This window comes from Providencia sp. UF-183 (genome assembly GCF_058246155.1).
In genome coordinates this window covers 171,282-190,597 of the sequence record NZ_JBSICD010000006.1, presented here as the reverse complement: position 1 = coordinate 190,597, position 19,316 = coordinate 171,282, and the positions used below count along the sequence as shown (strand labels likewise).

The 19,316-nt window shown below is 38.6% G+C and carries 25 protein-coding genes; 10 read left to right on the top strand and 15 right to left on the bottom strand.

Features of this window, described 5'->3' with window-relative positions; translation table 11 throughout:
- Positions 1-113: 113 nt before the first annotated feature.
- The 3 genes from AC4IFT_RS07875 to AC4IFT_RS07865 form a co-directional block, all read right to left on the bottom strand.
- Complete coding sequence (locus AC4IFT_RS07875; protein WP_490751025.1) at positions 114-689, bottom strand: hypothetical protein; 576 nt, start codon at positions 687-689, stop codon at positions 114-116.
- 70 nt (positions 690-759) lie between these two features.
- A complete protein-coding gene (locus AC4IFT_RS07870; protein ID WP_490751024.1) occupies positions 760-969 on the bottom strand; it encodes a helix-turn-helix transcriptional regulator in 210 nt (69 codons plus the stop codon).
- Between the two features lie 97 nt (positions 970-1,066).
- On the bottom strand, positions 1,067-1,654 hold the full coding sequence (locus AC4IFT_RS07865) for an inovirus Gp2 family protein (RefSeq protein ID WP_115350761.1): 588 nt from the start codon (positions 1,652-1,654) through the stop codon (positions 1,067-1,069).
- Between the two features lie 488 nt (positions 1,655-2,142).
- On the opposite strand from AC4IFT_RS07865, the gene AC4IFT_RS07860 reads away from it, so the two are divergent.
- The 7 genes from AC4IFT_RS07860 to AC4IFT_RS07830 all read left to right on the top strand — a co-directional run bounded on the left by AC4IFT_RS07860 (position 2,143) and on the right by AC4IFT_RS07830 (position 6,644).
- On the top strand, positions 2,143-2,910 hold the full coding sequence (locus tag AC4IFT_RS07860; protein ID WP_115350760.1) for a hypothetical protein: 768 nt from the start codon (positions 2,143-2,145) through the stop codon (positions 2,908-2,910).
- A 52-nt stretch (positions 2,911-2,962) separates the two neighbouring features.
- Positions 2,963-3,826: a GTPase family protein gene (locus AC4IFT_RS07855; protein ID WP_490751023.1), complete on the top strand. Its 864-nt coding sequence runs from the start codon at positions 2,963-2,965 to the stop codon at positions 3,824-3,826.
- A gap of 91 nt (positions 3,827-3,917) precedes the next feature.
- Positions 3,918-4,328, top strand: a complete 411-nt coding sequence (locus tag AC4IFT_RS07850) for an antirestriction protein (RefSeq protein ID WP_490751022.1) — start codon at positions 3,918-3,920, stop codon at positions 4,326-4,328.
- A gap of 397 nt (positions 4,329-4,725) precedes the next feature.
- The gene (locus AC4IFT_RS07845; protein ID WP_088499149.1) at positions 4,726-5,460 is read left to right on the top strand and encodes an outer membrane protein; all 735 of its coding nucleotides are present in this window, start codon (positions 4,726-4,728) and stop codon (positions 5,458-5,460) included.
- 94 nt (positions 5,461-5,554) lie between these two features.
- On the top strand, positions 5,555-5,875 hold the full coding sequence (locus AC4IFT_RS07840; RefSeq protein WP_040132871.1) for a hypothetical protein: 321 nt from the start codon (positions 5,555-5,557) through the stop codon (positions 5,873-5,875).
- A gap of 97 nt (positions 5,876-5,972) precedes the next feature.
- The gene (locus AC4IFT_RS07835; protein WP_230085219.1) at positions 5,973-6,185 is read left to right on the top strand and encodes a hypothetical protein; all 213 of its coding nucleotides are present in this window, start codon (positions 5,973-5,975) and stop codon (positions 6,183-6,185) included.
- Between the two features lie 3 nt (positions 6,186-6,188).
- A complete protein-coding gene (locus AC4IFT_RS07830) occupies positions 6,189-6,644 on the top strand; it encodes a YfjT/YkfB family phage-associated protein (RefSeq protein ID WP_239686450.1) in 456 nt (151 codons plus the stop codon).
- 453 nt (positions 6,645-7,097) lie between these two features.
- Here the strand turns inward: AC4IFT_RS07830 and AC4IFT_RS07825 are convergent, their stop codons facing one another.
- From AC4IFT_RS07825 to AC4IFT_RS07810, 4 genes are all read right to left on the bottom strand, one after another.
- Positions 7,098-7,922 (bottom strand): hypothetical protein, encoded by an 825-nt coding sequence (locus AC4IFT_RS07825; protein ID WP_490736333.1) that lies wholly within the window; start codon positions 7,920-7,922, stop codon positions 7,098-7,100.
- A 183-nt stretch (positions 7,923-8,105) separates the two neighbouring features.
- Positions 8,106-8,837 carry a fimbrial biogenesis chaperone gene (locus AC4IFT_RS07820; protein WP_490751021.1) on the bottom strand — a complete coding sequence of 244 codons (732 nt, stop codon included), beginning with the start codon at positions 8,835-8,837 and terminating at the stop codon, positions 8,106-8,108.
- 22 nt (positions 8,838-8,859) lie between these two features.
- Positions 8,860-11,343 carry a fimbria/pilus outer membrane usher protein gene (locus tag AC4IFT_RS07815; protein WP_490751020.1) on the bottom strand — a complete coding sequence of 828 codons (2,484 nt, stop codon included), beginning with the start codon at positions 11,341-11,343 and terminating at the stop codon, positions 8,860-8,862.
- An 82-nt stretch (positions 11,344-11,425) separates the two neighbouring features.
- On the bottom strand, positions 11,426-11,956 hold the full coding sequence (locus AC4IFT_RS07810) for a fimbrial protein (protein WP_490751019.1): 531 nt from the start codon (positions 11,954-11,956) through the stop codon (positions 11,426-11,428).
- 630 nt (positions 11,957-12,586) lie between these two features.
- Between AC4IFT_RS07810 and AC4IFT_RS07805 the strand changes: the two genes are divergently transcribed.
- A complete protein-coding gene (locus AC4IFT_RS07805) occupies positions 12,587-12,994 on the top strand; it encodes a DUF2628 domain-containing protein (protein ID WP_490736325.1) in 408 nt (135 codons plus the stop codon).
- Positions 12,995-13,094: 100 nt separating this feature from the next.
- Positions 13,095-13,469, top strand: a complete 375-nt coding sequence (locus AC4IFT_RS07800) for a DnaJ family domain-containing protein (protein ID WP_490751018.1) — start codon at positions 13,095-13,097, stop codon at positions 13,467-13,469.
- A 2-nt stretch (positions 13,470-13,471) separates the two neighbouring features.
- On the opposite strand, the gene AC4IFT_RS07795 is transcribed toward AC4IFT_RS07800, so the two are convergent.
- Together AC4IFT_RS07795 and AC4IFT_RS07790 are read right to left on the bottom strand one after the other, a co-directional pair.
- Positions 13,472-14,173, bottom strand: a complete 702-nt coding sequence (locus AC4IFT_RS07795) for a helix-turn-helix transcriptional regulator (protein WP_490751017.1) — start codon at positions 14,171-14,173, stop codon at positions 13,472-13,474.
- 73 nt (positions 14,174-14,246) lie between these two features.
- A complete protein-coding gene (locus AC4IFT_RS07790) occupies positions 14,247-14,582 on the bottom strand; it encodes a tRNA-binding protein (protein ID WP_490751016.1) in 336 nt (111 codons plus the stop codon).
- Between the two features lie 230 nt (positions 14,583-14,812).
- Here AC4IFT_RS07790 and AC4IFT_RS07785 point away from each other — a divergent pair, with 230 nt between their 5' ends.
- Entirely contained in the window at positions 14,813-15,709 is an 897-nt protein-coding gene (locus AC4IFT_RS07785) for a hypothetical protein (protein WP_490751015.1), read from the top strand.
- Positions 15,710-15,762: 53 nt separating this feature from the next.
- Here AC4IFT_RS07785 and AC4IFT_RS07780 read toward each other — a convergent pair whose 3' ends face one another.
- From AC4IFT_RS07780 to cutD, 6 genes are read right to left on the bottom strand one after another with little or no spacing between them, the layout of a single operon-like run.
- Positions 15,763-16,089 carry a DMT family transporter gene (locus AC4IFT_RS07780; RefSeq protein ID WP_206083448.1) on the bottom strand — a complete coding sequence of 109 codons (327 nt, stop codon included), beginning with the start codon at positions 16,087-16,089 and terminating at the stop codon, positions 15,763-15,765.
- Between the two features lie 22 nt (positions 16,090-16,111).
- Entirely contained in the window at positions 16,112-16,537 is a 426-nt protein-coding gene (locus AC4IFT_RS07775) for a DMT family transporter (protein ID WP_490751014.1), read from the bottom strand.
- 53 nt (positions 16,538-16,590) lie between these two features.
- Positions 16,591-17,280 carry a hypothetical protein gene (locus tag AC4IFT_RS07770; RefSeq protein WP_490736317.1) on the bottom strand — a complete coding sequence of 230 codons (690 nt, stop codon included), beginning with the start codon at positions 17,278-17,280 and terminating at the stop codon, positions 16,591-16,593.
- A gap of 14 nt (positions 17,281-17,294) precedes the next feature.
- A complete protein-coding gene (locus tag AC4IFT_RS07765; RefSeq protein WP_490736315.1) occupies positions 17,295-17,939 on the bottom strand; it encodes a phosphate propanoyltransferase in 645 nt (214 codons plus the stop codon).
- Positions 17,936-18,352 (bottom strand): BMC domain-containing protein, encoded by a 417-nt coding sequence (locus AC4IFT_RS07760; protein ID WP_490751013.1) that lies wholly within the window; start codon positions 18,350-18,352, stop codon positions 17,936-17,938. Before AC4IFT_RS07760 ends, AC4IFT_RS07765 begins: the two co-directional genes overlap by 4 nt.
- Positions 18,353-18,365: 13 nt before the next feature.
- Complete coding sequence (cutD, locus tag AC4IFT_RS07755; protein WP_219244683.1) at positions 18,366-19,316, bottom strand: choline TMA-lyase-activating enzyme; 951 nt, start codon at positions 19,314-19,316, stop codon at positions 18,366-18,368.

Genomic DNA, 19,316 nt, shown 5'->3' with positions numbered 1-19,316 from the left:
AACAGTCTAAGAAAACATCTGCCTCCCAAAGCAGCTATAAACCTTGGCGTTGACACAACTTGTGATTATTAGGTTGATCATGTAGATTTTTTCACCACATTGCACTGCCGTGCTCATCGGCTGAGCAATACATATTCATCCATGATAGTTGTTAATCCCCAATTTTTGGCCTGCCTATCAATCACCCATTCCACGAGTTGTTCTTTGGATTTCAACTTAAATGTATGGTTCCAATCGTCTAACGGTGCCCCCAACAGCAGATCATACCAACATAACCAGACCAATTTAGGTCGTATTTCCGGATCATTAAATTGCTGAAATAAACTGATTAACTTGTTCGCAAAGGAATGCTGTTTAAGGCGTTCACATTCACTGAGCAGTATACCTTCCAGCATAGGATGGTAGCGTAACAGCCGTTCATCGACATGAAAACTCAGGCTTAAATCCTCGTCTTCGGAGAGCTTATTTGGGTAGGTATTGCCATAAACGAGTCGATAGAGACAAGCCGGGATAACCGCCACCTGGCAGGCTTCATGATTCGAAAAACGAATGTGCGCCACCATCAAATAGTGGCTATTTTGAATGAGTGAATGACACATTCCTTGGCAAATGGACAACTTCGTATACCCATTTAACCAACGTTGGTAATAATTCAGCAACTCTTGATAACGAGCGGGCAGCTTTTTCATACTCTCTGTACTCCATAAATGTCCTCATACACAAAGATGTTTTAAATTTAATACGTTGACTTAGAAAGGGTTAACATCGAGACCCCACAAGACGCGCTTGCAGCCATTGCTCCACTTCACTCTTTAACCAGCGAGAACTCCGTCCCAGCTTGATTGGTTTGGGAAACTCCCCCTCTTGGATTAATTTGTAAAACCATTTATCCGTTAATCCCGTTAAACGAGTTATAAATTTCATATCAACGAATTGGTCATCTAGTAAGGGAATAGCTTGGGTAGTCATTATTGAACTCCTGTCTTTAAAGTTAAAAGGCAGAAGGGATATCGATAAATGTTTAGGGATATCTCTCTTGCAAAAGATATCCCCCTCATGTTTTTTATTAGCGACTACATCCAAAAGAACGCTCACCATCACCATAATATTTTGTATGTTCTTTGGCTAAGTAACGACAGCGTTGGTTTAATTCGAATATCGTACTTTCATTGTTGGCATTATTGTTATCTAGCCAAGTAACTGCATTGTCTGGGATATGAACTAAATAACGCTCCGTAGGGTAGTTAACACCAATTGCACTACACCATGCTTGTTGTACTAATGCATAAAGCGTTCCTTCCGTTCTAGTGTAATCACCTAAACTCCAATAGACGTCCTTATTGACTAGTAGCAACAAGTGATAATGTTTCCGACAACTGATCTCACCAAACTCTCTGACCCAAACATAAGATAAGGGGCATGAATAATTACGATCCCATACTTTATTTTTGCGTTTTAGATCAGCATCTATTTTGGCTTTCAGGGATTCAATGAAGCGAGTTATGACTGTTGAGTCCTCATGGTAATAAGTTGTCGATGATGGGAAGCGTAAATCGACGCGAATAGCTGTGACACGATTATTGGTGAGGAGTGATTTACGGATAGTGCTATCTATCTTACGAAGATAGTCCTCATTGTAGGTATAACTAGACATGATTTATTCCTTAAGGTTTTTAAGTCATATCTAGTTCGATGGATGTAAAAAATAGATAAGTTAGTCAAGATTGCTTGAGCGATCTTTAGGTCTATAAAATGCCATTCTTACCCTACTAAATATATAACTATACCAGCACCGTTTTTACACACGGAAGTCCTGTTAGTCAGAGGCCCAGTGACTCATCTCATCAAGAAGTACTCTGATATTAATTTTCTAACGAAAAATGGATAACAGCGTCACTTTCACAACATTAGAATTATTTTTTTAGTATGCTTATCAATAAATACAACATTATTGTACTAGTATAAGCCTAATAATCTATGCATAACCCTTTAAAGATGAGGAATGATAAAGTATGAATATCACGATTAAATCATGAAAAAAAATGTATTTTAATTAGCTATATATTGGTAGTTTTAATAGTATTTTATTATTGTAAAATAAAATAATTATCATGTTTTAATTGATAAAAAAATGAGGCTTTCATGACGATGAATTATTCATATATAGAGAACGAAATTTATGGTTATATGAGAAAGAATAAAGTTTTTTGTTACCTCATATGGCGTGTGTTGAGCAATAGCAAAGACGTTAATTTTTATATGTTTAAAACACGAAACTATTTAAAAGATCTCACGGTTAAGTACGATTTTAGTCGTGTTATAAAAACAGTAACGAATGATTTTTTCGACAAGAAATTTCTTTTTGAGCCGAAGAGCCATGAAGGGCGATATGTTGAAAGTATCGAATATATTAACTTTGTTGTTACAAAACTTAATGCTTATAACTACACGGATTATGTTACTGATATTTATAGAATGCTTGACTATTTGAGAAATGACTTAATCAAAAAGACCTGCCGTTACAGATATTTTGATTGGTTAAAAGCGTCTGATAGTAAAACTTGCGAGTGGGTCTATAACTACCTAATCAAGAGCAGAGTAATAGATAAAACTCAATATCAAGATAATGAAGAGCTGTATCTTTACATTGTGACTGGTTTTTATTTATGGCAATCACCCCAAGATGAAAAAGATAAGCGCTATAAAAAATTACTCCTAGCTCGAAATGAGCGAAAACACAGAACAACTACTCAATCAAAAGGTTCGGTAAGGCCAAAAAAATCACTGAAAGATATTCAACTTTCAGCAGAAGCAAGAACTAAATTGACAGAGTTAGCCCTTAATTATGGTGTACCCGCGTCGGAATGGTTGAATAGCTTCATTATTGATGAATATGAAAAAATGAAATAAATTTCAAATATATATCATCTATGCGAACTTAACATATATTAAGGTTGCAACGATGAATAAACTCGAGAATCATTTTCTTTTCCTCCCTAAAGGGGCTAAGGATGTGTTTTTATCCCATTTGAATAAACTCATCAACTACTCCCCCACCATCGGTCTGATGGGTAAAACAGGGGCTGGAAAATCCAGTTTAATCAACGCCCTATTCCAATCTGCCCTATCGCCCGTCAGTAATGTCTCTGGCTGCACACGGCAAGCCCAGCTCTTCAATATGACCATAAACAACCACACACTCACCTTTATTGATTTACCCGGTGTGGGGGAAAGCCTTGAGCGAGATAAAGAGTACCACCAGCTATATCGTAACTTATTACCAGAACTGGATTTAATCATCTGGGTACTCAAAGCCGATGATAGGGCATGGTCTTCTGATGAACAGTGTTATCGCTTTCTTACTGAGCAATGTGGCTACCAATCTGAACGATTTCTGTTTGTATTGAATCAGGCTGATAAAATAGAGCCTTGTCGCCAGTGGAATGAACACAATCACAAGCCATCCTCAGAGCAGGCCTATAACTTAAAATTAAAGCAACAAGCCGTCATAACCGCCTTTAAGCCGCATCATCCTGTGATAACAGTTTCTGCGGTCGAAAACTATCAACTCACTAAATTAGCAGAGCAACTCATACAGGCGTTACCGGCGCAAGCCAGTAGCGGAGTAGCTAGGCAACTGAACACCCCTTACCGGACGCAATCGGTGGAGAACGCCGCACGTAACGATTTTGGTCAATGTGTCAGTGATATTGTGGATACCTTAATCAATATCATTCCCTTGCCGCCATTGATAAGAAGTACGATTAGCACCGTTAAAAACAGTATCGTCTCCGGCGCTAAATCCCTGTGGAGAATGTTCTTTTAACCTCTTACATTAAACCATTAATTATCACTCTCAGCGCCAGTCCCGTTAAGGACTGGCGCTTTTTTACTTCTTTTTCTTGGAGTATCAACTGATGAATAATTCAACTGAATGTGCAATTACAATGACACTCGTTCCCGATGAGCAACGCCTGGATTTTTGGATCAACCACTTCGAAAGCGTGAAAGGCTGGAGCACCTTTGAAGTGGTCATATTTACCACTATGGGACAGTTTTGTGAGGACTACCACGGCGGGTATTGGGAATATTGTACCTTATCCAATGGTGGCGCCTTTATTTATCCCGATTTACCTCAAGAGACACTGACGCTGTTCAACCCACATAACGGTAACGAAGCCAACGTCAGTTGCGAAGCGGCAGGCATTGCCGTGTGTTTGATGATGTACAGTTTATGGTCATTTCTCCACTGGCATACATCAAACCATTGGGTCTTAACGGAGTTCGGTTTTCATATCTATAACATGAGTAAACGGCGTTGCTTATAAAGCGTTAGCGCTAACATAAAGACTTATCCCGTATTTTGGTACTTGATAATATCGAGCATACCAACCTATTCAAGAAAGGAGAGCATTCTTTAAACATCATTTTATTCCCTTCCATTTTGACTCACTTTCTCATCAACTCTTTTTCTTATTTAAGCACCGAAACAACAGTTGATCGATTACGCCGATCGATAACCGTTTATTGATAGATATGATCGATATCACCGATCGTATTTAAATTATTGATAGGTAAAACAGATCGATTAAGTTAAACTGTCTCACGCTAAATTATCTTTATGTCAGTGATATTAAGGTGATTGAGTCAAATCTCTCATGCCTTCCACTGACATAGCGCGATTCAACCATACTTAATGTGATATTGATTAAAAGGAAATCAATCATGAAAAAAGCGTTTATTGTTCCCGCCCTAATGGGGTGCATTTCATTACCAGCATTCGCTAACACGGATGACAGTAAAACGGGGCTTTATGTCACAGGTAAAATGGGCGCATCCATTGTGCAAATGTCTGGCCAGCAGTTTGTCTACAGCGGCTATGCTGATGCCGGTGATAATGGTACAAAAAATGGAGATAGCCATCGTACTGGCGTATTTGGCGGTGGACTTGCGTTAGGTTATGACTTTTCCAATCAGTTTGATATCCCTGTTCGAGCTGAATTGGAATTTATGGCGCGTGATAAAGCGAATTCAACCTACAACATCCGCGACCGTGTGCGTAATGGCGTACATCAAACTCGTGATATTAAAAACCAAATCAAACTCAATACGTTAATGGTCAATGGGTACTACGACATTAAAAATAGCTCAGATTTCACGCCGTATATCTCTGTCGGGCTAGGCTATGCGGCCGTGGATTTTAAAACCACCCGCGCTGATGCTTATACTCCAGGACTCTCTCTGCATGATACTCACACGCATACCGCCAATAACTTTGCCTGGAGTGTCGGTGCGGGGGTGAACTATGCCATCAATGACGATTGGGATATGGGGCTGAGTTATCGCTATTTAGATGCTGGAAAAGCCGACATCACGACAGCGGTAGGCGATGGGGAAAACACCTCAAAAATCAAAGTGAAGGCCAATGACATCATGCTTGGTTTGACTTACCGATTCTAATCTCTGGCATTCAGCCTTATAGATTACCCTCAACTTACCTAGCCAACATGCCTTTTTGATGTTGGCTATTTTACATCCTAAAAAAGGTGGTTACATGAACTCATCTTATTTTATTAAATACCTGCTAATTGCTTTCGTCATTAGCGCAATTGTCGTTGTTTATAATTGGATTTCGCCTACCGGTCATATCTACGGTGTTTGGGCAGGGATTAAGTTTTTCGTTGTCATGGGCTTAGGAACAGGGCTGGGCATGTTTATCGGCAATGCTATACGACTCGCGATTATGCCAGATTACATCACAACACGCGAAGGTGCGATAGGGCTGATACAAGCCAAGCTCTTTTGGGCTATCGGCCCTCAAGTCATTGGCTGGTTTGTCGGGCTAATCCCTGTGTACTCTTTCTTTTATGGCTGAATATCCAATGAAAAATCGCAACCTATTTCGTTTATATCTGCTTCTTTTAAGCTTATTCCTGATAACCAGTTGTTCAGAGTCGCCCAAAGAGGTTTTTATGCATCAATGTGTTAACAACAGTAATGCCTTTAATAAACAGGAGTGTGAATGCGCATTCACTCTTCTGACTAAAAAATTCCCTGAAGACAAACTCGCCCAATTTATGGCATCAAAAATCAATACAGCACAATCATTAACTGAAGAACAACGCCAATATCTCGGTTATTCCGCCAAAGTGCTTCAATATTGTTCTCGACATCGTAGAGGTTAAATGATGATGAAAAAAATACTATTAGCCTGTGTTCTCATGAGCGGCTCACTAAGTGCATTCGCTATCCCCAATTATTGGTCGGCAACCTTCGCACAAGGCTATATGGAGTACGGCATCAGTAATGATAAACATCTCAGTGTTATTCTTGCCTGTAATATTGCTGCTGATGAGGAATATGATAATGGCGTTTATCTTTATCAAGATGGACATCCTATCGATACAAACAATATCGCCTTTGTTATCGACGATGAAGTCTATTACATTCCTGAGGAAACCAAAACGCGTAGTGAAGGTAATGCCTGGACTCTCTTTACGCAAGCGATAACAAAAGCGAACTCATTTGCAGTGTACGCCAATGATAAACCGATTGGTCAGTTTACCCCCAATCCTAAAAACAGGGCAAAAATTTTTGCCGACTTTGATTGTAATGCCGTATTTTATCGCGATATTGCCCGCTGATCCCCCTTCTATTTTGTTTATCGGCCCATCAAAATTGGGCCATTTTTCATTGATATTAATCATCTCATTCATTATTATTGCAAGAGATCAAATAAACAGGCCTCCATGTGGATCCCTGCCCTTTTCGATATCATGGTGTATCATTATTTCCTAATAGAAATCGAAATCATATTCTCAAAAAAGAGACTATTTTGGTGCTCGGCAAATACTATTTTAGGGACTGAGGGCACAATTGAGGGTATAAATTAAACAAAATTCAATTAATTAATTTAAATACATAACGTTATGATAAAAAGTCGATTCCGAGTCCGGCACCACTATTTAAAGAAACCAGCTTAAGGCTGGTTTTTTGCTTTTTATAACCTTATCAATCCTTTCGCCTGCTTTTTAAAACATAAAAAGCCCACCACGCTAACGTAATGAGCTTTGAACGAATACCAGGCCTGAAACTCGCTAGCGGTAAGTAAATAAAACATTCACCGTGTTACTAAACTGCCCTGATTTAATCGCTTCGTTATCTTTCTTCGATAACTCAACACTATACGGGAAGTAACCTGGGTTTTGTTTACTAATGCTACCTTTATAATAATATTGGTCAAAGGTAACCATTTGATTATTACTTCTATCGGTTATCGCCGCTTGTAGTCCATTGTTAAAGACCATGTATTTTTTATTTATCACACCACTGTTGCTCTGGAATGCGACGCTGATTTCCAATGCGGCATCACAGGTCGAATCTGGCACTAAATCTAAGGAAAAATTTTCTTTAACTGTTTTACCATTTTCAAAATTCTCAACCGTGAGTTCTTTGAAATCAACCACTTTGTTGCTCATATGAACAATTGGCGTTGGACAGTAGTTCACCAGTTTCCCGATGATCCTCGCTTGATAAACATCTCCTAAACTTTTCTTCTGGTAATCACTGTGATAACCAACATTAAAAACCCCAGTATCAAATGATTTTAACTCCCCAGTGCCTCTTACTACTCGGTACGTATAACCAAACATGACATTCATCGAGCCTGCCGCCCAATATCCTACTTCCAAGGCGGGTGTACTAGCTGCCGTAATCTCAACAGAGCCTGAGTATATGTTATCCTGATAAAGTCTAACGCCACTATTTTTAAGTAAGTTTTTTGTATTTGTAGGCGTTTGATTATTAAACCAGATTGTGCGCTCAGCTTTTGAGCCTGAAAATACACAAGCCCACGAGAACCATCCACTACTTGCAGAGCCGAGTAACGTACCTGGAGCAATCGCGCCAGGTGTTGTATTCATATCAATATACACCTCAGGGAGCGGGTTCCATGCATTTCCTCCCGATCCAGGTACCCCAGAATTGGGTTTACACGTCACCCCCGCATAAGCCGCGGAGCCTGATATAAGAAGGAGAAAAATCCCCCCACTTTGACAAAGTCTTTTTTTAAATTTTATTTTGGTGAGATTCAATTTTTGCATTTTTTATTTCGCCTGTGGCAATAACTGGCAAGGCTGCGCAGGTGCACATTGGTATTTATTAAATTTCAACCCACCAAAATCATCAATATAAGCAACTTCAAAACTATTCCATGCTGGATTTTTTAACGTCACCGTGGAATCACTAAACGGTGCAACAAGCACCTCAGGAAAGTTTTTATCCTTGCTTTGGTCGACATTAATATTTGTTATCACGATATTAAACGGCGTTGGATTCGACAACGTAATATTTCCACCTTGTTTTGTCACTTTTAAATCACGTTGAAAATCTTTATCTACGGATATTTTGTAATCAATGCCTTTTGGACGATAAAATAATTTTAAGCGTGATTGAATAGTAAACTGAACTGTATTCGCTTCGTTACCTTGAGGTGGAATGCCTAATACATTAAAATAAAGTAGGCTTTCCCTATCTGTCGGTAATGTATTTTGCCCATCCATATAAGCGATTTTGATTTGTTTTTTCTGTTTAGGCCCAATTTTTTGTAAAAAAGGTAACGCAACTAACGAATTCGTCAGTTTTTCGCCTTTTTGGTTTTCTATCCATGTCTGTGCTAAAAAAGAAGACCCTGCATCTTGGTTTTCAACCACCACGCTGGTTCCACCATCCGCTTCATTAAAAATAATACGGGTTCTATCTAATCCAAGTACCGCATGCGCCTGGCTCATTACACTTGATAGTAAAACAACGGAAAGTATTTTTTTGAATAATGTCATTTTTTCACCCATTTTAATCATATTAGTGACTGCATGTAATTGAATCGCTGCTTTTAGCAAGGAGACTGTCAGCAAGGAATGTACACGCTTGTGCATCCCCCCAATTGACACTAAGTTGATCGCCCATATTCAACCCAGTTAAGTACACAATGCCTGATTCAGCAATAATGCCTGAAACCTTACCCGTTACATTGTTTTTCACTACTGAACCTAATGGCGGGTATTGCCCATTAGCCAGTTTAATTCTTGTTATCAATGACTTACCGATATCCGCATCCATTTTAACGTAACCTATTGCACCATCCGTGAGTGTCGATGCTAAAACGTTATCATCAATATTGACGCTATCTGGCAAATTGTTCACATCAATCTTATATTCCATATTATAGTAGGTTGGTACATTACTGATGGTTGCTAATCCGCGACTATTGGTAGATGCATGACTATTTTCAATAATTACACCTTGTGCATTTGGAACATCAACCACTAAACGAGATTGGTCACGGTACGTCAAACGGTGCGCTGAAATGCCGTGTTGTGTCGCTGTCACTGAACCACTCACTGTCATTCCTAATGAATTGATTGAATCCGATAGCGACCCCGTGACTTGCACTTGCCCTGCCTCACCACTATGTGACACATAAGTGCTGACCATACCTTCAGATAAACCATCCTGTGTTGATGCGGTTAAGTTATAATTTGTATCTTTATCTACATGTCGGCTGTAATTAATGTTATTCGCGTAGCGTTTGTTATTATCACTATAAGAGGCAAAGTAAGATATTGACGCATTTTGGTTCTCAGAACTTAATGGCTTACTGACAGATAAATAAACTTGGTTATCTGTTTTATCATTAGCCCCACGAACTTGGTTTAAAGAAAGTGATATGTTGCCACCTTTCATGAAACCTTCATCAAAAAACTTATTTAACCCCACGCTGAAATAGTTATTTTGCTTGCCATTCCAATAGGTCTTACGTGATGCCGTGATATTCGCACTCGCATTAATGCTTCTTAATTGTTGGGCATAAGATAATGAAAAAACATGCTTATCCTTGTTTATGTCAACGTCTTGTTTATCTGTAAAATTTTGCTCAACAAAATTAGATAATGAATTAAACGTTCTGTCCGCAAAACGATATCCGGTAAGCGTCAGCTGACCATCGATACTTGGTAGATCTTTAGCATAGTTAATACGGTAACTTTTTCCTTTTTCACGCCCCAACACGGTATCAGCATAAGACTGAGTAATATCTAGCGAAAAAGCGCCTAAGAAACCGAGATTTTGACCAATACCTAAGTTAATGGCTTGATATTTATTCCCTGATGTTGCCACTAACCCACCAAAGACGGAGGTATTATTGAATACACCAACAGAGCTTTCGACAGTCATAAAATTATCGTTAGCAAACGTTCCATTTTTAGGGGATAACTGCCCTAAATTCATCGTGTAGCGAGCTTGCCCCTTGCGAGTCAAAAATGGAATATTGGTTGTGGTAAACTGGAATTTAGTTTCTTTACCATTATCTTCAGTCACAGTGACATCAATAGTCCCCATAACTGATTGACTTAAATCTTTAATCACAAAAGGACCTGCGGGAACTTTAACCTGACTAATGATACGGCCATTTTGCGATAATGTGACGGTTGCATTTGATGCCGCAACCCCTGTGATCTGAGGTGCATAACCCCTTAAGCTTGGTGGCAACATACTTTCATCAGTAAAAACGCTCACACCTTTGAAGCGCACACTGTCAAACAGGTCAGATTTAGTAAAAATATCACCGACAAATAGCTTTGCAGATAGGCTAGCAATGTCTCTAAAAGCATACACTTGCTCCCAATCTAAGCTTTTTTTCTGATTTCCACGTCCATCTTTTCCCATTAATTTATTTTCATATTGGTAATTTGCACGCAGGCGCCATTGAGCTAAATTAGCTCCCACATTACCAAAAGCATATAACTGGTTACGTGTCTCTGCGTTTTTGCGAACCAAATGATTATCACTAATGGTGTAATCTAAAATTAAACCTGAAATTCCGTAGTCACGCATCTCAGGGCTAACCCACGAAGAGTAAGTGGACTCCATGTACTTTTGCGGAATCGAAATAACAAGAATTTGTTCACTATCATTGAAATCAATAGCCACACTTTCATCGAGTGATGATAAATTAATACAATTATCTTCTTGTGAAGATATTAGTTTTTCTTTGGCTTCTTCATTTAAAGGAAAACGTTTTATTAACTCTACTGTAATACATGGCTCAACAATTCCATTATTACTAATAAACTTAATTTTTTCTCCACGGATAATTTTTTTGTTATTTAAAACAATATCTGATTCATACAAACCTTCACTTAAACTGTTTTTTTCAAAATAGCTTAGGTCAATATTATCATCTACAGATAAATTAAGTGCATTAATATTAAAAGTTTCAGCGCTAGAATATCCACCACACATAATGAGGGAAATAATATAACCTATATTTTTTTTCTTAAAATACATGATTTCACTCTTATGATCATAGGGAGGATACAAAGCTTTACGCTAATAAGCGTAAAGCTTTAGATTAGGCATAATTGAGATCTTATTCGTAGCTTAATACATAATTTGCTACAGAGCTGATGCTACCTGAAGTTGCTTTACCTGTTGATTCCGCTTGAGCAGATAAAATAATTGTTGTTTCAGAGGCTTTCAGTGTTTGAGTTAAAATATCGCCTGGTTTAATTGTGTTTCCTGCATTATCAAAGAATGCAACTGCAACGTTATCTGCGCTACCTGCATTTGACCATAATGTAGCTTTAGTTGCATCTGGCTGGCCATTAAATTCAATTTTTACTTTAGAGTATGGAGAGCCCGCAGTACCTGAATCTAATTGGCAATCTTGTAATTTTAATTCGAAAGTATTTAATGGACCTGTTTTACCTGCGGTTGATAAATTAGCTGCTGAAATACTTCCTAACTGAACTTCTTTATTAACATCAGAAGGAGCAATCGTACAAGCACCACTATTTACTGTTCCTTTAAATGTAATTTTACCAGAACCTGCATCCGCAGCCATTGCAGAAATAGAAGTAGTTGTTAATGCTAAGCATAGTGCGATTAAAGTTTTATTCATTTTATATACCTTGTATTAATATTTAAAAGTTATTTAATTAAAAAATTTATCTGTTGTTGGGAACGAGGCAAATATTATCCATAAAGTGCGTACGCGGATATATCTAAAGTATGTATTCAGCTTGAAGAATGTAACTAAATATATTTAAATAACCCATTGATTTAAATGAAAATTAAAAAATTTAAAAAATTCGTCATCGCGATAACCGATAATAACCCCTGCCAAACGCAGACTAAAAAACCAAAAAACAAAATTAAATCAACATTAAATTCCAACCATTCCGATATAGGCAACAAAACACACGACAGGAGTAAAATATCAGTAAAATATATTTTAAATACGCCAAATTGGTGTTTTTGAGATATTTATTTACAACCATTCACTGAATTGAAATGAATTTATAGCGTCGAATTATCAGTGGTATAAAAAAACAAACACAATAACTTGATTTTAAAAGAAAAAAATCTCCCCTCATATACATCAATTTTACAATTCCTTCTTAATAAAAGAAACGCACAAAGTAAGAATAATCTATAAATCAATAATTTAAGATTTTTTCTCTCCTGCTTATTGCAGTTTTAACGGTATTATTTGCATTGTGGATTTATTTAAAACAGTAAGGGATAAAAAATGGAACAAAAACAATATTCTAGTAAATGGCAAAAGCGCTTTGATTTCTTTGATACTCACGGAGCACCTGATACACCAGAATTTAAAGCTGCATTAAAAGCAGAGTCTTTCGGTGGACGACTTCTAATTAGTATGAACTTTTTTGCCTTTTTCTTTGGCATTATTTATTTTTTAATTTTAGGTTTATGGAAAAAAGGTTTAGTCCTGTTAGGCATTTCCATTGGCTTAGGTCTGGTGCTTAATATTATCGATTTTATGATTGGCGGTACCATCCCTAATGGAGCATATACTGGGCTATCTGTTGGTATCTCAGCACTTTGGGCGATGATTGCTAACTACGCTTATTATATAAAAGAAACCAAAGGGCTAGATGGCTGGAACCCGTTTGAAGGGATCCGCATGGTGTAACTTTCTGCCCACCAAAATCAGTCGCTCACCTAGCGACTGATTTTACTCTTCGACTCTACCCGCTATAATAATCTCCTCACATCACAACGTTGTTACGATAATGTCGATTATTGATCTCTGGGCTGAACGCCATATTCAGGAATCCTTAAATAAAGGGGAACTGTCACAACTTAATGGCGAAGGCAAACCGCTGCATCTTGAAGATGACAGTTTAGTTCCTCCCGAGTTAAGGGCGGGATATCGCATATTAAAGAATTCGGGGTATTTGCCTGCTGAGTTGCAGCAAAGAAAGGATGCGCTAACACTTAGCCGTATGCTTCAAGGGCTATCAGTTGACGACCCGAATTATGCCAGTGTGAGTAAGCAGCTCGCACTACTTGAATTAAAATTAAGGCAAGCTGGCGTCAATACTGATTTTTTACAGGGTGAGTATTCGCAGGCGATTTCGACACACATGGCGCAGACAGAGAAATAACTTTAACGGGATATTGTTGCTTGTGTTCGGTATTCAAGCGGGGTTTTGCCATAGTATTTTTTAAATGCATGGCTAAATGCAGAGTGGGAATCATACCCCACACAAAGGCCTATCGTTTCTATGCTGCTATTTGTAAGCAACAAACTCCCCGCGGCTTCCATCCTTTTTTGTTGGATAAATTGCATCGCCGTTAAATCTGTTTCGGCCTTAACTCTTCGTTGTAACGTACTGACTGACATACAAAAAGCCAATGCCATATCTTCACAACTAATGGGCAAGTGCAGCCGTGTTTCAACCCACTGAGAAACCGCATCAATCCACTGACTTTCAGGTTTTAATTGCGCCAACAGTAAACGCGCCACGGCAAAATTATTTTCAGGTGCTTGGGGAAAGCTTTGTAGCCAATGAAGTAAACCCATTGCTGATGGCGTAAGTGCAAATTGGGTCATTTTTTCGTCTAGCGCCCACTGCGCGGTGGCAGGCATTTCCAGAACGTAGTTTTGGTTACCGTCTTGGCCGCTAAACGCATGACTCACGCTTGGCGGGATCACGATACCCTTCCCGGCATCTAATTGAAAATGCTGCCGATACATATTGATTTCCATTTGCCCTGATAACGACAATACGACTTGCCACTGCCCATCATGTTGATGAGAAATGACTTCGTCAGAATATTGCCGAAAATGCAGCTCAGGTAATCGCAAAAATGACACTCCTACAGTCAATGAATAGTAAGAGTATACCCTTTGCCATCAAAAAATGTAGATATTGCAACGATTATGCTAAAAGCGCACCGTTCGGAAGAGGCAGGTTAAACTCAGCAAGAACGATTGCCCCCGTTTCATCAGGCGCCCCTGTGATTAATACTTCAGATTTGATGCCTGCTATACGTTTTACTTCAAAGTTACAAACGCAAAGAATACGCTTGCCGATTAGGCTTTCAGGGGTGTAATTGACGGTAATTTGTGCGCTAGAGCGTTTAATACCCAGCTCCCCAAGATCAACTTCCATCACATACGCGGGTTTCTTAGCCTTACTGTTTAGCTCTGCACTAATAATAGTACCAACACGCATTTCAACACGGGTAAAATCATCCCACTCAATAATTGACACTTTCAGCTCCTAACTTAACCCCTTATTAGCCATTAAATTAACATACGATTGTATAAAAGGACTATCGCTAGAACGTCATTTTATATTGCGAAAAAGCCATGTATCGCATCATAAGACTTTACTCGCGATATTATTTTCATTATTGATATTACTGATAATCGAAAATTAAAATTATTATTATTTTTAGTATGTATATTGTCATTTACTTTAACAACATTAAGGAAAACAAAATGCCTTTACGTACTAATCATATTTCAACTAATACTGTATTAAAAATAGGCTCAGTTAACTCAATCACTATCAGTGGTAGACAAGGGGTCCAAATCAGTGGAGTAAATCAACTCTTTGAAAACTTCCATACAAGGGTTAATCCCCAAAACTGTCATGCTAAATTAGAGAAAAGCACATCAATTCTTAAAACTAATATGAAAAACATTTACATTAAAAATGGAGAGGAAATTAATAACGAAATACAAAGTAACATGGGTAAAATAAACATTGGTAACAATTGCAAAATTCGAAACACAACTAACAACATGGGGAGTATACAGTTAGGATCTAAATGCATTGTCACTGGAGTAATAAAGAATAACATGGGTTCAATTGATATCATGGATAAATGCCATATTGATGGTAGCGTCACAAATAACATGGGAAAAACACATATTTCTGAGAGTAAAATTCATGGAAATGTAAATACAAATATCGGAAAGTTATGGTTAGATAATACTGAAGTAACCGGAGCACTATCTACTCATTCAGAAAAAAATGAAATTAACAATTCAACCTTGAATAAAATAATATCCTACAGTAAAAGTTCAACTTTAGGAGAAAATAATAAAATAAAAAAACTAGAGCTAAAAGATGATATTAACTCATCAAAAACCATTAGAAATATAACAGGAAGTAACATTACCATCATCAATGGCGTCATAAAAGTAGATGGTAAAGTGCTCGAATCATCGTCTAATGAGCAAAAAAGCAAAATTAAATATGTTAGTTTAAAAAATAATACCACACTTGACGAGCTTACCTTCACAAGTGAAAAGTGCATTTTAACTTTAGAGGGAAATGCAAAGTACAACGGTAACCCAAATGTTGAAGGACTAATTATTCAACAAGCTTGATTGTATTAAGGTTGCCATAAAAATTGGCAACCTATCTTGCCATTGAAAGCTGACTACATTGTTGAGAAGGTATTCATAATTATCCCACCGGAGATAATTAACCCCATCGCAAATACCGCAGGAAAATCGGGTTTTTGTTTATATAAAATCATGGAAACTAATGTCACACCGACAATACCAAACCCACACCATAATGAATAAGCCACTCCGACAGGGATATACCCCATTGCGCGGGTCAATGCAAAATAACATAAACAATAGGCGATGATCACTAAAATAGACGGACCGAGTTTGCTAAAGCTATTGGTTTTTTTAATCATTGAGGTTCCGGTTATTTCAGAACCAATCGAAAGTGCTAGCCATAAAAATCCAGTAAACATAATCTTTCCCCTTAAATTTTAATTAATGAACGGCTTTATTATTGGTGGATAATAATGACTCTTTCGTTTCTTTATTGGGTTCTTCGGCTTCTTCTTCATCCGCGCCCATTTTGGAGAACAGATTCATGATCACAATCCCACTTGCGATAACCGCCATACCAATCATTGCTGCCGTATCAGGATGTTGCCCATAAAACAACATGCCAAGTGTGGATACCATAAGGATCCCAGTACCTGACCATGTTGCGTAAGCCAAGCCTACAGGGATATATTTAACCGCTCGGGAAAGTGAGTAATAACAGATAACATACAATACAACGATCAGTGCTAATAATAAGGATTTTGTAGTACCTTCACTATTATCAAACATTTTCAATGTAGAGGTTGCTGAGGTTTCTGAAATAATAACCGCCAGCATCCAAAGCCATGATTTTGCTTTAGGGGACATAGATAATACTCCTACAATAAATAGACAAATTAGATTAAATTAATTTTGATATTTTATTTCTTTAAAGATTTCAAATAATCGATAGCTGAATCTGTTAATTTATTATCATTCGCAATATACCCTCCAGGGTTTTTCATTACTTCATTTAAAGTAATATAGCGACTTTCGTAGTGGTTATTTTTAGGCTCTGTAATTTGATTAACATTATTTTTTAAAAGCTTATTTTCAATTTCATTGAATGTATTAAATTGCACGCCCAACGAAATAAGCTTCGTCATATTTTCTTTAATCAAGTTGTTATAGTGTTTATTTTTATCTAAACCTAAAATTTGGCTGAGTTCACTTTCAGGGCAACAATGGTGTTTTAATGCCAATACAGGAATATTTTGAGCAAGGGCATGCAAGACCAGCTGGCTTTCCTCACTGGTAAACAAGCCATTTGCCACTTCCCCTACCACTTTGGCATCAATAAAAGGCAAAAATACGCTGTGATAACGTCCTAATGCATTTAGCTGTAACGTATTTTTATCAAACATTGTTCCCAGCGTTGCCCACTGTTTAAAATACGGTGTTGAGGGCATTAAATCCGTAGCGTAGAGTGAAAAAGAAACCGATGAAAATTGCGTTAGTCTTTGATAAATCGCCTGTTGGTAGCCCTCTACTGGGGATAACACTACAAGAACGCGTTGATTTAACTGCCGTACAATTTGCTCAACTATCTGCTCAATCTGTTTTTCGTTCACCTTGCCACCATCCCTTAACCAACAATAAATACGCTGTCATTATTGCGCAGACCCGCAGCGTTGGCTTCGTCAGTATCAATATGAAATTCAAGGGAAAAGCGCTCATCCACACGGACAACAACTTCATCAAACACTAAGCGGCGCTCACCTTCCGTACGAATATTGACCTTTTGCCCATTCACCACGTTTAACGCTCTGGCATCCATCGTGTTCATATGAATATGACGCTGCGCGCAAATCACTTGAGATTCAAGGTTTGCATGCCCTGCTGGGCCAATTAATAATGCGCTGCCAGAATCCGTTAAATCACCAGACTCCCTCACTGGCGCTTTAATCCCTAAGGCAAAGCAATCCGCTTTTGAGACCTCTAACTGGCTTTTTGGGCGTACAGGACCTAAAACTCTAACCTTACTGATTGAGCCTTTTGGCCCAACCACCATCACGCACTCCTTCGCCGCAAACTGCCCAGGCTGCTTGAGATCCTTAAACGGTGTGAGTTGATAACCTTGACCAAATAAGGCTTCGACATCCTGTTGCGAAAGGTGTACATGGCGGTTAGAAACGCCCACAGGGATCGCAATCGCAGGTTGCATTCCACTTGCAGGGTTGTAAGTTGAAAGGCGAGATAAAATTTTGCCCATCAATTGCTCATTCATCATGATTTTTTACCTTTACGCAGGTCATTTTTGGGCTCTTTAACGCTATTTTCCGTCACTTCTGGTTCAGCCTTTTCCTCGGTAACCAAATTTTCTTTTGGTTTTTCAGCTTGTTCGACGCTTTTTACTAACTCGCCTTTTTTGCTTTTTACTGTTAATAATTTTGTAATCACACTTTCTTCAGGGCGCGCAATCACCAGTGAGCCTACGCATAATTGGCTATTGCTAATTACCGCAATACCGTGGTCGACGGCGGTACGTACTGCACTGATTTCCCCTTGAAAACAAACAGAAACCAGGCCAGAACCAATTTTCCGATAACCGACAATCTCAACACTCGCCGCTTTACACGCCGCATCCGCAGCCTGTATTGCGGATGTCAGTCCCCGAGTTTCAATCACACCTAAACTTTTCATCTGTCTCTCCTACTTAGTGACGAACCAGTCGAATATCAAAATCAAACTGTTTAAAGAACGCTTCTAATTGGTCAAGCTCTTCTGCGCTATAGGTTGGGTCTTGCTTCACTGGGTAAATCATGTCCAGTTTGTCGTATTTACCGCGTCCCAACTGGTGATAAGGTAGAATATCGATACGTTTTACATTGCCGCGTTTGGCTAATTCCATCGCGTATTCAATGGCACCCGTGATGGCATCGTACGAATCGTTATACCCACGAACCAAAGGCATCCGCACCACCACGTTTGCACCTAATTCAATAAGTCTTTCAAGGTTTTGGCGTACATTTTCGTTACCAATACCAAAGATACTTTTATGCTGTGCGCTATCGATATGTTTGATGTCATACAAAAACAAATCAACAACTTGGGCGAGCTTTTCATAGTTGGCTAATGATGTTGTCCCTTGGGTTTCTACCGCGGTATTAATCATCATTTTTTTGCATTCACGCAGTAGCTCAACCGCAAAATCAGTTTGCAGACTCATTTCCCCGCCACCAATCGTGACGCCACCACCAGAAGAAATATAAAAATCATAATCTTGCATAATGATTTCCATCATTTCCGCGACCGTGACATCTTTGCCCATAATGTCTAACGCACCGCCAATGCACACCTCTTCACACTTACGGCAGCCAATACAATCAATGCTGCGATTTACACGGTGAATTTGTTCACCCTGCTCATTGGTTGTTTTGTAATGAATACCGGTAGGGCAAACATCCACACACTTACCGCAATTGACGCATTTATCGTGGGAAAACATCACTTGAAATTGGCTACTTAACCCTTCAGGGTTCGCACACCATGGACAACGAATATTGCACCCTTTAAGGAAGATCAGCGTGCGAATACCATCGCCGTCATAAATGGAATATTTTTGGATATTAAATATCCGACCTTTAATATCTGCCGCGCTCATCAT

Coding starts and splice junctions, on each gene's coding strand:
- AC4IFT_RS07850 (WP_490751022.1), top strand. CDS start 3,918: ATGAATAATTCAACTGAATGTGCAATTACAATGACACTCGTTCCCGAT.
- AC4IFT_RS07860 (WP_115350760.1), top strand. CDS start 2,143: ATGACGATGAATTATTCATATATAGAGAACGAAATTTATGGTTATATG.
- AC4IFT_RS07835 (WP_230085219.1), top strand. CDS start 5,973: ATGCATCAATGTGTTAACAACAGTAATGCCTTTAATAAACAGGAGTGT.
- AC4IFT_RS07810 (WP_490751019.1), bottom strand. CDS start 11,956: ATGAATAAAACTTTAATCGCACTATGCTTAGCATTAACAACTACTTCT.
- AC4IFT_RS07780 (WP_206083448.1), bottom strand. CDS start 16,089: ATGTTTACTGGATTTTTATGGCTAGCACTTTCGATTGGTTCTGAAATA.
- AC4IFT_RS07870 (WP_490751024.1), bottom strand. CDS start 969: ATGACTACCCAAGCTATTCCCTTACTAGATGACCAATTCGTTGATATG.
- AC4IFT_RS07820 (WP_490751021.1), bottom strand. CDS start 8,837: ATGACATTATTCAAAAAAATACTTTCCGTTGTTTTACTATCAAGTGTA.
- AC4IFT_RS07765 (WP_490736315.1), bottom strand. CDS start 17,939: ATGATGAATGAGCAATTGATGGGCAAAATTTTATCTCGCCTTTCAACT.
- AC4IFT_RS07855 (WP_490751023.1), top strand. CDS start 2,963: ATGAATAAACTCGAGAATCATTTTCTTTTCCTCCCTAAAGGGGCTAAG.
- AC4IFT_RS07775 (WP_490751014.1), bottom strand. CDS start 16,537: ATGTCCCCTAAAGCAAAATCATGGCTTTGGATGCTGGCGGTTATTATT.
- AC4IFT_RS07830 (WP_239686450.1), top strand. CDS start 6,189: ATGATGAAAAAAATACTATTAGCCTGTGTTCTCATGAGCGGCTCACTA.
- AC4IFT_RS07840 (WP_040132871.1), top strand. CDS start 5,555: ATGAACTCATCTTATTTTATTAAATACCTGCTAATTGCTTTCGTCATT.
- AC4IFT_RS07760 (WP_490751013.1), bottom strand. CDS start 18,352: ATGAAAAGTTTAGGTGTGATTGAAACTCGGGGACTGACATCCGCAATA.
- AC4IFT_RS07815 (WP_490751020.1), bottom strand. CDS start 11,343: ATGTATTTTAAGAAAAAAAATATAGGTTATATTATTTCCCTCATTATG.
- AC4IFT_RS07785 (WP_490751015.1), top strand. CDS start 14,813: ATGCCTTTACGTACTAATCATATTTCAACTAATACTGTATTAAAAATA.
- cutD (WP_219244683.1), bottom strand. CDS start 19,316: ATGATGAGCGCGGCAGATATTAAAGGTCGGATATTTAATATCCAAAAA.
- AC4IFT_RS07875 (WP_490751025.1), bottom strand. CDS start 689: ATGAAAAAGCTGCCCGCTCGTTATCAAGAGTTGCTGAATTATTACCAA.
- AC4IFT_RS07805 (WP_490736325.1), top strand. CDS start 12,587: ATGGAACAAAAACAATATTCTAGTAAATGGCAAAAGCGCTTTGATTTC.
- AC4IFT_RS07825 (WP_490736333.1), bottom strand. CDS start 7,922: ATGAATACAACACCTGGCGCGATTGCTCCAGGTACGTTACTCGGCTCT.
- AC4IFT_RS07865 (WP_115350761.1), bottom strand. CDS start 1,654: ATGTCTAGTTATACCTACAATGAGGACTATCTTCGTAAGATAGATAGC.
- AC4IFT_RS07845 (WP_088499149.1), top strand. CDS start 4,726: ATGAAAAAAGCGTTTATTGTTCCCGCCCTAATGGGGTGCATTTCATTA.
- AC4IFT_RS07800 (WP_490751018.1), top strand. CDS start 13,095: ATGTCGATTATTGATCTCTGGGCTGAACGCCATATTCAGGAATCCTTA.